The following is a 14,094-nucleotide window of genomic DNA, read 5'->3' as shown; positions in this document are numbered from 1 at the left end:
CCTCAGGCGCCGCGCAGCACCGCCGCCACCTGCCGCGCCAGTTCCGTCTGCCGGAAGGGCTTCCGCAGCACGGGATAGGGGGAGGAACGGTTGGCCGGGTCGGCGTAGCCGGTCAGCAGCAGCACCGGCAGTCCCGGCCGGCGGACCCGTGCCCTGGCGGCCAGGTCATCCCCGGACATGCCGGGCATGGCGAAATCCGTCACCAGCAGGTCCACCGCCTCATCACCCTCCAGCAGCGCCAGGGCGCTGGCGCCGTCCGCGGCCTCCAGCGTCTGGTGGCCCAGCTCGTTCAGGAAGGTGGTGGTGATGCCGCGCACGCTGGCGTCGTCATCCACCACCAGCACCCTACAGGACTGGCAGGCCGGCGCCTGCCCCTCCTGCTGCTGCCGGCTGGCGGCCGGCCATTCGGAGCGTGGCAGATAGACCTCGACCACTGTGCCATGGCCCGGCTGGCTCGCCAGGGTGACGGTTCCGCCGGATTGCCGTGCCAGCCCATAGACCATGGAGAGGCCGAGCCCGGTGCCCTTGCCCACCTCCTTGGTGGTGAAGAAGGGCTCGAAGGCTTTCACCATGATGTCGGGGGACATGCCCTGGCCGGTATCGGCCACCGCCAGCACCGCATAGTCGCCGGCATGCAGGTCCGGCACCTCATCCTCGCCGACCGAGGCGTTGCGGGTGGAGAGGGTGACGACGCCGCCTTCGGGCATGGCGTCACGGCTGTTGATGCAGAGGTTCAGCAGCCCCAGGGCGAATTGTTCCTGGTCCACCAGCGCGGGCCAGAGATCGGGCGCCAGCAGGCGGACCACCTCCACCTGCTCGCCCAGGCTGCGGCTGAGCAGCCCGTCCATCTCCTGCACCAGCCGGTTCACATCGGTCGGGCGCAGTTGCAGCTCCCGCTTGCGGCTGAAGCTCAGCAACCGGCGGGTGAGGGCGGAGCCACGCTCGGCCGCGGTGATGGCGGTCTTCAGCAGCATCTCCTGCCGGCCCTGATTGGTGCCGGATTGCAGCACCAGGTCCAGGCTGCCGAGGATGGCGGTCAGCAGATTGTTGAAGTCATGCGCCACGCCGCCGGCCATGGTGCCGAGGGCCTGCATCTTCTCCGCCTGGCGCAGCCGCTCCTCCAACATACGCTGCTCGGTCAGGTCGTGTTCGATGGTGGCGAGATGGGTCGGTCGGCCATCGCGGTCCAGGATCGGCAGGCGCTGCACGCGCATCCAGCGCGTCCCGCCATCCCCGCTCAGCTGGCCGACGCGGTCGGTGCCCCGGCCGCTTCGCATCACCTCCCGCTCGGCGCCGGCGAGGGCCGCAGCCTGCTCGGAGGGCAGGAGATCGGTCTCCCGCCGGCCCAGCAGATCCTCGACACGGCCGCCAAGCGACTGTGCCTTGGCGGCATTCAGCCGGATGAAGCGCCCCTCCGTGTCCTTGAAGGAGAGCGGATCGGCCGAGGCATCCAGCAGCCCGCGCAACAGGGCGCGCTCGGTCTCCAGCGCGCGGGTCAGGCGGCGGCGCTCCAGCGCGCTCAACACCATGCTGCGGAGCGAGCCGGGGTCCCAGGGCTTCGGGGCATAGAAGGCGATGCGGCCGCGATTGACGGCGCTGATCACCGCGTCCAGCTCGGCATAGCCGGTCAGCAGCAGCGCCTCGGCCTGGCTCATCTCCCGCGCCCGGGCGAGGAAGACATCGCCGGTCATGCCGGGCATGCGCTGGTCGGAGATGATGACCTCCACCTCCGGCGTCCGGCGCAGGATCTCAAGCCCTTCCGCGCCGGAATGCGCGGCATGGACGTGGAAATCCTCCTCGAACAAGTCCTGGAGCGCGGTCAGGATTTCCGGCTCGTCATCGACGACGAGCAGGGTGCCCCGCCTCTCCTCGCTCCCGGTCGGTGGCGTCATGATCTTCAGCATACTCACGCTTCGGTTCGCATCGGCACGCTCACCGTGAAGCAGGCACCGCCTTCGGGCGCCTGCCCCACAGTAATGGCGCCTTCATGCGCGGCGACCACATTGTAGGCGATGGCGAGGCCGAGGCCAGTCCCCAGGCCGATCGGCTTCGTGGTGAAGAAGGGCTCGAAGACCTTCTCCCGCAAACCCTCCGGCACGCCGGGGCCGCTGTCGCGGATCTCGATGGTGTATTGCTTCCAGTCGCTGCGGGTCGCGATGGTGATGCGGCCCTCGCCCGGAATGGCATCGGCGGCATTGCCGATGAGGTTCATCACCACCTGGTTCAGCAGCGCCGGCAGGCAGACCAGCTCCGCCGCGCCCTGCAGGTCGCGCTCCACCACCAGCCGGTCGCCGAGCTTGGGGCCGAGCAGGGTCAGCACCGTCTCCACCGCCTCCGGCACGTTGATGCGCTGGAAGGCGCCGTCATCGCGGCGGGAGAATTTCCGCAGATTGGCCACGAGATCCTGGATGCGGGCCAGCCCCAGGGTCATGGAGCCGATGCGGTCGCGGCAGCGGGCGATGATCGGGGTCGCCTCGGCCTCGGGCGGAATCAGCGTCTCCATCTGCCGCAGCAGCCGGTCCACCGTGCCCTGATGCGCCAGGATGAAGGCGAGAGGGTTGTTGATCTCATGCGCGATGCCCGCCACCAGCTCGCCCAGAGAGGCCATCTTGGCGGCCTGCACCAGCCGGGTCTGGGTCTCGCGCAGCTGCTGGTTAGCGGCCTCCAGCTCCTCATTGGCGCGGGAGAGGGCCTCGGCCATCGCGGCCTTGGCCTGCGCGCGCTCGATCATCAGCGCGCGCTCGCGCGATTCCGCCGCCGCGCGCCGCTCCTCATCCAGCAGCAGCTTGCGACGCAGCGCGGCGCGCAGGCGCATGTTCAGCGTCTCCGGCGGCGCCGGGCTCGGGATCAGCTCATCGGCGCCGGCGGCGAAGAGGCGGGCGGGCAGGGCCTGCGCCGCGCCGTCCACCCCCGTCTCCCGCACCAGGGCCACGACCTGGAAGCTGGCGCCGGTCTCGCCGCGGAAGGCATGCAGGCGCTCCACCAGCGCCACGCCGTCGAACTGGGCGGTGGCGGCATTCAGCAGCACGCCGTCCCAGCCGTCGGGGTCGGCGCCCAGCCTGGCCAGGGCGGCTTCCGAGTCGCCCACGGCCTCTACCGCATGGCCCTCCCGCGTCAGCTGGGCGGCCAGGGCCAGGCGCTGGGTCGGGCTGCCCTCAGCCAGCAGGAGGCGGCTGGGGCGGAAGGCGCTGTCCCCCGCGGCGGCCGGCGGCGCCTCGGCCGGGACATCCCCGGCGCGGCGGCGCAGCAGGGCCTTGATGCGCAGCAGCAGCAGGTCCTGCCCGGCCGATTTCGGCACATAGGCATCGGCGCCGCTCTCCAGCCCCTGACGCTCCAGCTCCCGCTCCCGCGCCTCCGTCAGCATCAGCACGGCGATGGCGCGGGTGCGGTGGTTCAGCCGCACGCGCCGCACCAGCTCATCGCCATTCATGGCGGGCAGGTGGTAGTCGGCGATCAGCAGGTCGGGCAGGGGGCCGTTCAGCGCCTCCAGCGCCGCCTCGGCCGTCGCGGCGCGCTGCACGGCGAAGCCCTCGCCCTCCAGCAGCCGGCGCATCTGCAGGGCCTGGGTCTCGGAATCCTCGACCAGCAGGATGGCGTCGCGGCCGCCGCTCATTCCCGTGCCTCCCGCCGCGTCAGTTGCAGCAGCTTCGGTCCGATGGCCGGCAGCGGCAGGCTGAGGCTGGAGCCGCCCTGCCGCACGGCCGCCGCCGGCATGCCATAGACGACCGCCGTGCTCTCATGCTCGGTGATGGTATAGCCGCCGGCCCGCCGCATCTCCGCCAGCCCCACCGCGCCATCCTCCCCCATACCCGTCAGCAGCACGCCCAGGCCACGGTCGCCCACCGCCTCGGCCACGCTGCGGAAGAGCAGGGTGGCGGAAGGCCGCTGACTGGCCAGCGGCCTCTCATGGCTCAGCCGCAACAGGCCCTGGGGCGTCAGCAGCAGATGCCGGTCTCCCGGCGCCACATGCACATGGCCGGGGCGCGGCGCCTCGCCCTCCTGCGCCAGCGCCACCTTCAGGGGCACCAGCCCGTCCAGCCAGCTGGCGAAGCCTTCCATGAAGGCGGCGCCCATATGCTGCACCAGCAGCACCGGCAGCGGGTAACCGGCCGGCAGCGCGCCCAGCACCTGCGCCAGTGCCGGCGGCCCGCCGGTGGAGGCGGCGATGGCCAGGACGGAGGGTTGCTGTGGCGGGCGCGGCGCCAGCTCCGCCCGCAGCGGGCGGGGGGGCATGAGCGTGCGCTGACGGATCACCGGCACCTGGCTCATGATGTAAAGCTGCGTGCGGATGGTCTCGGCGATCTGCTCATGCCCGCCGGTCTCGATCCCCACGGGCTTTTCCACGACGGAGAGCGCGCCGGCCCGCAGCGCGTTCATGGAGATGCCGAAGGTGGAATCCTGCACGCTGCCGGCGATGACGACGATGGGCGTGGGCTGCTCCGCCATGATCCGGCGCGTCGCCTCCAGCCCGTCCATGCCGGGCAGGCGGATATCCATCGAGATGACATCCGGCCGCACGCGCGGCAGCTCCCGCAGCGCCTCCTCGGCCGAGCCGACGGCGGCGGCCAGCATCAGGCGCGGGTCACCGGAGATGATATGGGCGAGCAGCCGCCTCACCACCGGCGAATCCTCGACGATCATCACGCGGACGGGCGGGTGCCCCAGGGGCGTCAGGACAGGCTCGGCCATGCTCACAGCATCTGGCCGATTGTGGCCAGAAGTTCCCGCTGATCGAATTTCTGCTTGGCGATATAGGCGCCGGCACCGAGATCGAGGCCCCGCCGTACATCCTCGGGCGAGGCGCGGGAGGTCATCAGGATCACCGGCAGCGGCGCCAGGCGCGGGTCGGTCTTGATGGCCTGCAGCAGCGCATAGCCATCCATGCGCGGCATCTCGACATCCGCCACCACCAGGTCCACCAGCGCATCGCCGCTGCGCAGCAGGTTCAGGGCCTCCAGCCCGTCCACGCTCAGTAGCACGCGGTAGCCCTGCGCCTCCAGGATGCTCTTCTCCAGCGTCCGGGTGGTGATGGAGTCATCGACCACCAGGATGGTGGCGGAAGCGCGTTCCTCCGCCGGGGCCAGGCCCAGAGTGCCGGAGGCCAGGTGCCCCTCGTCCCGCAGCCACCGGCCGACCAGCCCTTCCGGGCTCAGCACCAGGGCAGGGGCTTCGCCCTCCCGCGGGGCGATGCCGCTCAGCAGTTCGGTATCGAGGCCCGGAGCATCCAGGCTGTCCACCAGTAAGGTGCGGACATCGCGCATGGCATCCACGGCCAGCGCGCAGTGGCGCTCGCCACGGCGTAGCAGCACGGCGTTCACATGGCCGGCCTCGACCGGAATCGTGGCCTGGGATGAACCAAGCAGGGCAGAGAGAGCGATCACGGGGGCGATAACGTCTCGCCCCCCCGCCGCGATGCGCGTGACCGGCCGGCCCTCGACACTTTCCACCGCCGCCAGCGGCAGGCGCAGAAGCCGCTCCACGCCATGGCTGGGCAGGCCATAGGTCAGGCCCCCGGCCTCCACCAACAGCACCTTCTGCCGCGCGGCGGAGAAGGGGACGGCGATCTCCACCACCGTTCCGCCCCGGCGGCGCGGCCGCATCAGCACCCCGCCACGCAGCCGCCGCGCCGCCTCGGCCACCACCGAAAGCCCCATGCCGCGGCCGGAAAGCCGGTCCACCTCGGCCGCGGTGGAGAAGCCGGGCTCGAAGACCAGGGAGAGCAGCCGGTCGGATGGCGGCGGCGGCGCATCGGGCGCGCGGTCCGGCAGCAGGCCCTGGCGGATGCCGGTGGCCTCGATGCGCGGCAGATCGGGCCCGCGCCCGTCATCGATCACGCTCAGCACCAGCAAACCGCCCCGGCCGGAGAGCCGCAGCACCACCTCGGCGCGCTCCGGCTTGCCACGGGCGCGGCGTTCCTCCGGCCGTTCCACCCCGTGGCCGATGGCATTCCGCAGCAGATGCAGCACCGGGTCCTTCAGGGTCTGCAGCACGCGGCGGTCGGCCTGGATCTCCATGCCTTCCAGCCGCACCGCCACATCCTGGCCCAGCTCTCGCGCCAGCTCGCGCGCCATGCGGCCGAGTGGCCCCAGCACCGTCTCGGCCGGCACCAGGGCGATCGCCTCCACCTGTTCCCGCACCCGCTGGGCGGCGGCCTCGGCGGAGAAGGTGGCGGCGTGCTGTTGACGCGCCAGCCGCGAAACGCGGCGGGAGAGCCCGTCCAGGCCCCGCACCACCTCGCTCAGGGCCGGCGCCTGATTCTGTCCAGGGCGCAGCATCGCCTCGCAATTGCGGCGCAGGGTGGAGAGCGAGGCATCCAGGTCCCGCAGCTCCGCCTCCAGTCCCCCTTGATGCGCCACTTCCTCGGAGAGCGTATGCACCGCGCCGGCCAGGGCCTCGATCTGCTCGGCATTCACCCGCAGGTATTCGACGGGGCCGGCGGGCGCCGGGGCGGCGGGTTCGGCGGCCGGTCCAGGTGCCGGCGACAACGCCGAGGGCGGCTGCGGCTGGCCTGAAGGCGCGGACCCGGCCGGCGCCCCCTGGCCCAGCAGCGCATCCAGCGCGGCGATCGCGGCGGCAGGCACCGGCGGCGCGGCCCCGCCAGAGAGGGCGGCGACATAGCCCTCGATCCCGTCCAGCCCCACCTGGACGCCCGCCGCCACCCGCGCGTCCAGCGCCATGGCGCCTTCCGCCACGCGGGCCAGCACGGCCTCCAGCCGGTGCGCCACCTCCTCCACCACCGGCAGGTCCACCGCCCGCGCGGCGCCCTTCAGGCTATGGGCGCGGCGGAAGATGTCGCGCAGGTCGGCCTGCTCGCCACGCTCGGCCGCATCCAGCGCGGCGCGGATGGCGCCCAGATGCTCCTTGTGTTCGGCATCGAAGGCCGCCAGCAGCTCCCGGCGCAGGTCCGACATCGGCAAGGGATTCCGCTCCCCGCCTCAGATGCGGTAGCGGTCGGCGAGGGTGACGAGCTGCGCCGAGAGCTGGGAGAGATTGGCCGCCGCCATATCCAGCTGCCGCGTGCCCGCCGCCGTCTGCTGGCTGGCCTGGCGGATGTTCTGCAGCGCGCTCATCACCTGCTCGATGCCCAGTTGCTGCTGGTTGGTGCTGGCGACGATCTGCTGGAAGGTCTGCACGCTTTCCTGGATGCGGGCCGTGATCTCGCTGATGGTGGTGTGGGTGGTGTCCGTGCGCTCCCGCCCGGCGGCTACGCGCTTCACCGCCTCTTCCGTCAGCATGACTGAGGAATTGATGCCGCGCTGGATGTCGCCGAGGATCGAGCGCACCTGGCTGGTGGCCTCCTTCGCCTGGTCGGCCAGCGTCTTCATCTCCGCCGCCACCACCGAGAAGCTGCGGCCCTGCTCGCCGGCCGCCGCCGCCTCGATCGCGGCGTTCAGCGCCAGCAGGTGGGAGCGTTCGGAGATGTCGTTGACGGTGGTGATGATCTCGCCGATGGCCTGCGTCTTCTCGCTCAGCGCCACGATATTGGTGGCCACGGCCTCGGCCTGGTCGCGGATGGCGTCCATCGCCCGCACCGTCTCGTCCACCGCCCTGAGGCCGGCGCCGGAGGTCTGCGCGGTGGCCTGGGCGGAGGCGATCACCTCCTGCGCGCGCTTGCCGATCTGCGTGCCGGAATGGGTGATCTCGTCCACCGTGGCGGCCGTCTCCTGCACGGCGGCCAGCTGCTCCTCAACGCTCGCGGCCTGTTCCTGCGTGCTGGCGCGGATCTCGGCGGCGGCGGCGTTCAGGTCACTGGTGGCATCGCGGCTCTGGCGCGCCAGCTGGCGCAGGCCGTCCACCATCTCGTTCAGCGTGGCGCCCAGCTGGCCCAGCTCGTCCCGCCCTGTGGCGGCGGGGGGGCCGGAGAGGTCGCCGCGCCCCACGCGCTCGACGAATTCCATGAAGGCCGAGAGCGGGTTGACGATGGAGCGGCGGATCAGCAGGGCGATGACGAGGCCCAGCACGACCGAGCCGATCAGGGCCAGCACCACCGAGAAGCGGCTCTCCTCATAGATCTGCGCGCTGCGCTGCTGCCCGGCGGTGATGACGCTGTTCAGCACCTCCTGCGTCCGGTCGATCATCTGGCCGAGATCGGCGCGCTGGGCGGCGATGGCGCTGGCGGCGGACACGACCGCGGCCTGGTCCCCGGCCCGGATGGCCTGGAACTGTGCCTGGGTCTGCTCCCGCAGCTGCCGCAGCGGCAGCGCCGCCTGGTTCAGCAGCTGCGCCACCTGCTGCCAGCCGCCCACACGCTGGGCGGAGACGCCGGTGGCCGCGTAGCGGTTGGCGGTGGAGAGGATCTCGGCCAGCAGGGCATCGGCGCGCGCGGCATCGCTCTGCCAGGCCTGCGCCAGGTCGGCCTCCGGCGCCGTGCCATCCAACCGCTGCAGCAGAAAGCCGGTGACGGCACGGCTGCGCTTCTCCTGCATGGCGCCCTCGGCATCCCGGAACTGCGTCAGCTGCCGCAGCAGCGCCAGGTCGCGTGAGACGATGGTGTCGGTGCCGGAGGTGACGACGCCGATCTGGTTCAGCCCGTAGACGCCCAGCAGCACCAGCATGAGCACGAGGATAGAGAAGCCAAGAAGGATGCGGTTGGCGATGCTCAAGACGTCATGCTCCGGGAGAGGGGGCGGGGCTGGCCAGGAAGGGCCGCAGCAGGCGTTCCGGGTCGATCACGCCGGTCAGGACAGGGGCGGGGCCAGCCAGCCCGGCGGGCGCCATGACATGGCTGGTCACCGGGCCGGGCGCGGCGCGATGGCCGCTCTCCGCCTCGACGACCGGCAGGGCCCCGGCGGTGGCCAGGGCACGGTCCACCCGCAGGGCGAAGCGGCGCCCGCCCTGGCGCAGCAGCAGCAGATGCCCGCCGGGCGGGGGCGCGGCCATGCCGAGCGCCAGGGCGAGATCCAGCACCAGGAAGATCTGCCCGGCACGGCCATGGAAGCCCAGCATGGCGGCAGGCTGGCCCGGGGCGGGGGTGCAGGGGGCGAAGGGCACCACCTGCGCCACGCCGCTCAGCGGCAGGCCATAGGTCTCGACGCCGAGGGCGCAGAGCAGCAGTGGCGCGCTGACCGGGCCGCTGGCCCGCCGCGCGCCGCGCGAGGCCAGCTGACGGGTACGGGCATCCAGGATGCGGGTGGCGCGGTCAGGTCCGGTCTCATGCGGCGGCAGGATGCGGAGGGGCATGATCAGGCGGTCCCGGAGCCATGGAGGTGCAGCCGGGCGGCGGCGCGCAGCATGCCGGCGGTCATGCCGTCTGCTTCCTGCAGGGGCGCATCCTCTGGCTGCCCCTGGGCGATGCGGGCGGCGGCGGCGATGGATTTGCGGCCGGGCACGCCGCGCCCCTCGGCCAGCAGCAGCAGGCCCAGCTGGTAATGCGCCATGGCGAAATCGTCGCGCAGCGCGATGGCACGGCGGAAGGCACGCTCGGCCTCGGCTGTCCTGCCGGCGGCCCAGGCGACCAGCGCGTCGTAGAAATGCAGCGCGGCATTCCCCGGCTCGGCCTCCAGCCCCTGGCGGCAGGCCAGGCCCGCGCCTTCCAGGTCGCCCAGGTCGGCCCGCGCCCGCGCCCGGACCAGCGCGTCATCGGCCGAATTGGCAGCGGGCGGCAGGGCGGCCATCGGGGCGGCCATCGGGGCGGCGGGCATGGCCGCCCGGCCGGGCGGTTGCGGGGGCGGCACCAGCGGCGCCCAGGCGACGGGGGCAGGAGCAGGAGGAGGAAGTGCTTCCGGGGCGGGGGGCGGTGCCGGCGGCGGCTTGGGCAGAGGCGGCAGCCCCTCGGCGCCCCGCCGCCAGGCGGCCGTGCCGGGCAGGGGCACCGGATGCAGGAACCGCTCATAGGCCGGCGACGGCTCGGCATGGCCCAGCAGCAGCCAGCCGCCCGGCACCAGCCGCTCCGCCAGGCTGTGCACCAGGGACAGCACCGTGTCCGGGTGGAAATAGATCAGCACATTGCGGCAGAGCACGAGGTCGAACTCGGTCATCTGCAACGAGCCGCCAGGGGTCAGCAGGTCCAGCAGGTTGTGCCGCTGGAAGCGCACCATGCTGCGGTGCTGCGGCCGCAGCTGCCAGCCACGCCCCGCCAGATCCGGCGTGAAATCCCGCGCGCGGTCCTCGGCCGACACGGAGCGCAACGCCCAGGGGGAGAAGACGGCGCCCCGCGCCGTCTCCAGCGCCGCCTCGTTCAGGTCGGTGCCGAGCAGGGTGATGCGCCATTCCCCGATGGCTTCCCCCAGCATCTGCCGCAGCAGGATGGCCAGGGAATAAGGTTCGGAGCCATTGGCACAACCGGCGCTCCAGATGCGCAACCGGCGGCTTTCCGCGTTCCGGGCCAGGATGTCCGGCAGGATGATGTCCCTGAGGGCCGCGAACTGCTCGGCATAGCGGAAGAAGAAGGTCTCGCCGATGGTGATCTCGGCTTCCAGCGCGGCCCATTCGGCCTCGCCCAGCGCCGGGTCCTCCAGCCGTTCCAGATAGGGCGCGATGCCCATCAGGTTCAGGGCGTGCAGCCGCTGGCGCACGCGGTCCCAGAGCAGGTCGTCCTTGTCCTCGTAATAGAAATGCCCGGTGCGGCCGATCAGCATCGCCTTCAGCCGCAGGAAATCGGCATCCGGCAGGAAGGCCGGCCTGACGCGCGCAGGGGACGGCGCCATCAGGCCGTCCATTCCCTCAGCCGGCCGGAGGCCCGGCGGGTCAGCTCCTCCAGGCTGGCCTGCTCCTGCGCCAGCAGGATGCGCGCGGGGTCCAGCACGGGGACGAAGCCATCCGGCATGGCAAGCCCGGCGGCGACGCAGCCATTCAGGCTCTGCTCCGGCGGAGCCGGGCGAAGCCAGCCCGGCGGCACGGCCTGCAGATCCTGCACCCGGTCCACCAGCAGGCCGGCATCGGCGCCCGGCAGCATGTCCCGCACCACGACGATATGCCGGTAGAGCCCGTCTTCCTCGGCCGCGCCATCCCGCAAGCCCAGCAGATGCGCCAGCGCCAGCACCGGCAGCGGCTCCCCGCCCAGGTTCACGAAGCCAGCCAGGGCGGCCGGCAGGGATGGTGGGCGGGAGAGGCGGGGCAGCGGAAGTAATTCCCGCACCGCCTCGCGCGGCAGGGCACAGCGCTGCCCGGCCAGGGCAAAGAGCAGGAACTGCGCCTCACCACCGGCGGGCAGGGGGTCCTGGCCGCTCAGCGTCATGCCAGACTGGGCCACTTCATGCGGGCGGATCGGAGTTCCATTGGCCAAGCTGCTGTTTCCGGGGAGTTCTAACACCGGTCCCGCGGGCGAGGCCACACCGCGCGGCATGGACGCAGGGGGCACATTGGCGCGAGAACGCCTGGACGATGACTTATGCCCTGCTGCGCCATCTGCCGACAGACATCGCCCCTGGCCTCTGCTACGGCCGGCTGGACCTGCCGCCGGGCGCGGGGGGAGACACCGCCGCGGCCATGGCGGGGCTGGCCGGCTTCCCCGCCACGGCGCTGTTCAGTAGCCCGGCTCGGCGCTGCATGGCCCTGGCCGGGGCCGTCTCTGCCGCCACGGGCCTTCCCGTTATCCAGGACGCCCGGCTCCTGGAGCTGGATTTCGGCGCCTGGGAGGGCCAGCCCTGGGATGCCGTGCCGCGCGCTGCGCTCGATGCCTGGGCCGCCGACCCCTGGGGTTTCGCGCCGCCGGGAGGGGAGAGCGGCGCGGCGCTGGTGGCGCGGCTGCGGGACTTCCAGGCGGAACTGCGGCCGGGGGCCATCATCGTCTCCCATGGCGGGCCGCTGAAGGTGCTGGCGGCGCTGATCGAAGGCCGCCCGGTGGACCTGCTGGCGCCGGCCCCGCCCATGGGCATCTGCCGCATTCACCGCCGCCCGCCGCTTTGCCAGGGCGCCGAAGAAGGTTAATCCTGCGATCCGGCTTAGAAATGGAGGGCGGGGCCATGGCGGAGATGAAGCGGATCGGCGGGCTGGAGGTGGCGCCCGCGCTGGCGGCCTTCCTGGAGCAGGATGCCCTTCCCGGTACCGGCGTGACGCCGGATGCCTTCTGGGCGGGCTACGAGGCCATCCTGAAAGACCTCGCCCCCCGCAACGCCGCCCTGCTGGCCGAGCGCGATGCCCTGCAGGCCCGGATCGACGCCTGGCACCGCGCGCATCCGGCGCGGCCGGTCGACCGCGCCGCCTATCGCGCTTTCCTGGAGGAGATCGGCTACCTGCTGCCGGAACCGGCGCAGGTCGCCGCCGCCACCACCAATGTCGATGAGGAAATCGCCTCCATCGCCGGGCCGCAGCTGGTGGTGCCGGTCAACAATGCCCGCTACGCGCTGAATGCCGGCAATGCCCGCTGGGGCAGCCTCTACGACGCGCTCTACGGCACCGACGCCATCCCGGACGAGGGCGACCTGGCACGCGGCAAGGGCTTCAACAAGATGCGCGGCGCCGCGGTGATCGCCCGCGCGCGCGAGGTGCTGGACGCCGCCGTGCCGCTGAAGAGCGGCAGCTGGGCCGCTGTCACCTCCCTGGCCGTGCGCAATGGCGTGCTGGAGCTGGAGAGCGCCGATGGCGAGTGCCGGCTGGCCGATGCCGCGCAATTCGCCGGCTATGCCGGCGAGCCGCTGAGCCCCACCGCCATCCTGCTGCGCCATAATGGGCTGCATCTGGAGATCGTGATCGACAAGGATCACCCGATCGGCTGCGACGACCCGGCCGGCATCGCCGACCTGGTGATGGAGGCCGCCGTCTCCACCATCATGGACTGCGAGGATTCCGTCACGGCGGTGGATGCGGAGGACAAGGTCCTCGTCTATCGCAACTGGCTGGGGCTGATGAAGGGCGACCTTGCCGCCACCTTCGGCAAGGAGGGGCGCGAGGTGACGCGCCGCCTGAACCCCGACCGCCAGTACACCGCGCCCGATGGCTCGACGCTGACGCTGCATGGCCGCAGTCTGATGCTGGTCCGCAATGTCGGCCACCATATGATGACCGACGTGGTGCTGAGTGATGGGCAGGAGACGCCCGAGACGATCCTGGACGCGATGTGCACCGTCGCCATCGCCATGCACGACATCCGCGGCAGGCGCATGAACTCCCGCAAGGGCAGCGTCTATATCGTGAAGCCGAAGATGCACGGGCCCAGGGAAGTGGCGTGGGCCAATGAGCTCTTCGGCCGCGTCGAGGATGTGCTGGGCCTGCCGCGCAACACCGTGAAGCTCGGCATCATGGATGAGGAGCGGCGCACCACCGTCAACCTGCGCGCCTGCATCGCGGAGGCGAAGGACCGTGTGGCCTTCATCAACACCGGCTTCCTCGACCGCACGGGCGACGAGATCCATACCGACATGGAAGCCGGCCCGGTGCTGCGGAAGAACGACATGAAGGGCGCCGCCTGGATCAAGGCCTATGAGGACTGGAACGTCGATTCCGGCCTCGCCTGCGGGCTGCGCGGCCGCGCGCAGATCGGCAAGGGCATGTGGGCGGCGCCGGACAAGATGGCCGATATGCTGGCGCAGAAGTCGGGCCACCCGAAGGCCGGCGCCAATACCGCCTGGGTGCCTTCGCCCACCGCCGCCACGCTGCACGCGCTGCACTACCACGAGGTGGATGTCGCGGCCCGGCAGCAGGAGATCGCGGCCGGCGGCCGCCGCGCCAGGCTGGACGACCTGCTGACCCTCCCGCTCTCCGACAGCAACTGGTCGCCGGAGGATGTGCAGGCGGAGCTGGACAACAATGCCCAGGGCATCCTGGGCTATGTGGTGCGCTGGGTGGACCAGGGCGTCGGCTGCTCCAAGGTGCCGGACATCAACAATGTCGGGCTGATGGAGGACCGCGCGACGCTGCGGATCTCCGCCCAGCACATCGCGAACTGGCTGCGACATGGCGTGGTGAGCCGGGAGCAGGTGGAGGAGACCCTGCGCCGCATGGCCGCCGTGGTGGACCGGCAGAATGCCGGCGACCCCGCCTATACGCCGATGGCGCCGGGCTTCGACGGGCCAGCCTTCAACGCGGCGCGGGACCTGGTCTTCGAGGGTGCGACGCAGCCCAATGGCTATACCGAGTTCATCCTGACGAAGCGCCGGAAGGAGGCCAAGGCGGCGCGCTGAGGGCCGCCGCGTGGCGGGGGCCATGACGGACCCC

The 14,094-nt window shown here is 71.8% G+C and carries 10 protein-coding genes; 2 read left to right on the top strand and 8 right to left on the bottom strand.

The window, feature by feature from the left end; genetic code table 11:
- Positions 1–2: 2 nt before the first annotated feature.
- From IAI58_RS15210 to IAI58_RS15175, 8 genes are read right to left on the bottom strand one after another with little or no spacing between them, the layout of a single operon-like run.
- A complete protein-coding gene (locus IAI58_RS15210; protein WP_237182286.1) occupies positions 3–1,904 on the bottom strand; it encodes a response regulator in 1,902 nt (633 codons plus the stop codon).
- A gap of 2 nt (positions 1,905–1,906) precedes the next feature.
- On the bottom strand, positions 1,907–3,613 hold the full coding sequence (locus tag IAI58_RS15205; RefSeq protein WP_207445771.1) for a response regulator: 1,707 nt from the start codon (positions 3,611–3,613) through the stop codon (positions 1,907–1,909).
- Positions 3,610–4,689, bottom strand: a complete 1,080-nt coding sequence (gene cheB / locus IAI58_RS15200) for a chemotaxis-specific protein-glutamate methyltransferase CheB (protein ID WP_237182256.1) — start codon at positions 4,687–4,689, stop codon at positions 3,610–3,612. Before cheB ends, IAI58_RS15205 begins: the two co-directional genes overlap by 4 nt.
- Before the next feature lie 2 nt (positions 4,690–4,691).
- A complete protein-coding gene (locus IAI58_RS15195; protein ID WP_237182255.1) occupies positions 4,692–6,911 on the bottom strand; it encodes a hybrid sensor histidine kinase/response regulator in 2,220 nt (739 codons plus the stop codon).
- 24 nt (positions 6,912–6,935) lie between these two features.
- Positions 6,936–8,603, bottom strand: coding sequence for a methyl-accepting chemotaxis protein (locus IAI58_RS15190; protein WP_207445769.1), 1,668 nt, complete (start codon positions 8,601–8,603; stop codon positions 6,936–6,938).
- Positions 8,604–8,607: 4 nt separating this feature from the next.
- A complete protein-coding gene (locus IAI58_RS15185) occupies positions 8,608–9,180 on the bottom strand; it encodes a chemotaxis protein CheW (protein WP_207445768.1) in 573 nt (190 codons plus the stop codon).
- A gap of 2 nt (positions 9,181–9,182) precedes the next feature.
- Positions 9,183–10,646, bottom strand: a complete 1,464-nt coding sequence (locus IAI58_RS15180; RefSeq protein ID WP_237182254.1) for a CheR family methyltransferase — start codon at positions 10,644–10,646, stop codon at positions 9,183–9,185.
- Entirely contained in the window at positions 10,646–11,176 is a 531-nt protein-coding gene (locus tag IAI58_RS15175; RefSeq protein ID WP_207445835.1) for a chemotaxis protein CheW, read from the bottom strand. Before IAI58_RS15175 ends, IAI58_RS15180 begins: the two co-directional genes overlap by 1 nt.
- 146 nt (positions 11,177–11,322) lie before the next feature.
- Here IAI58_RS15175 and IAI58_RS15170 point away from each other — a divergent pair, with 146 nt between their 5' ends.
- Both IAI58_RS15170 and IAI58_RS15165 read left to right on the top strand, forming a co-directional pair.
- Entirely contained in the window at positions 11,323–11,868 is a 546-nt protein-coding gene (locus IAI58_RS15170; RefSeq protein ID WP_207445766.1) for a histidine phosphatase family protein, read from the top strand.
- 35 nt (positions 11,869–11,903) lie between these two features.
- On the top strand, positions 11,904–14,060 hold the full coding sequence (locus IAI58_RS15165; RefSeq protein WP_207445765.1) for a malate synthase G: 2,157 nt from the start codon (positions 11,904–11,906) through the stop codon (positions 14,058–14,060).
- Positions 14,061–14,094 lie beyond the last annotated feature (34 nt).

The sequence above is a fragment of the Roseomonas marmotae genome, from assembly GCF_017654485.1.
Classification (GTDB): domain Bacteria; phylum Pseudomonadota; class Alphaproteobacteria; order Acetobacterales; family Acetobacteraceae; genus Pseudoroseomonas; species Pseudoroseomonas marmotae.
Note: the sequence above shows the minus strand (reverse complement) of the source record. Positions and strands in the feature narration are given on the sequence as shown.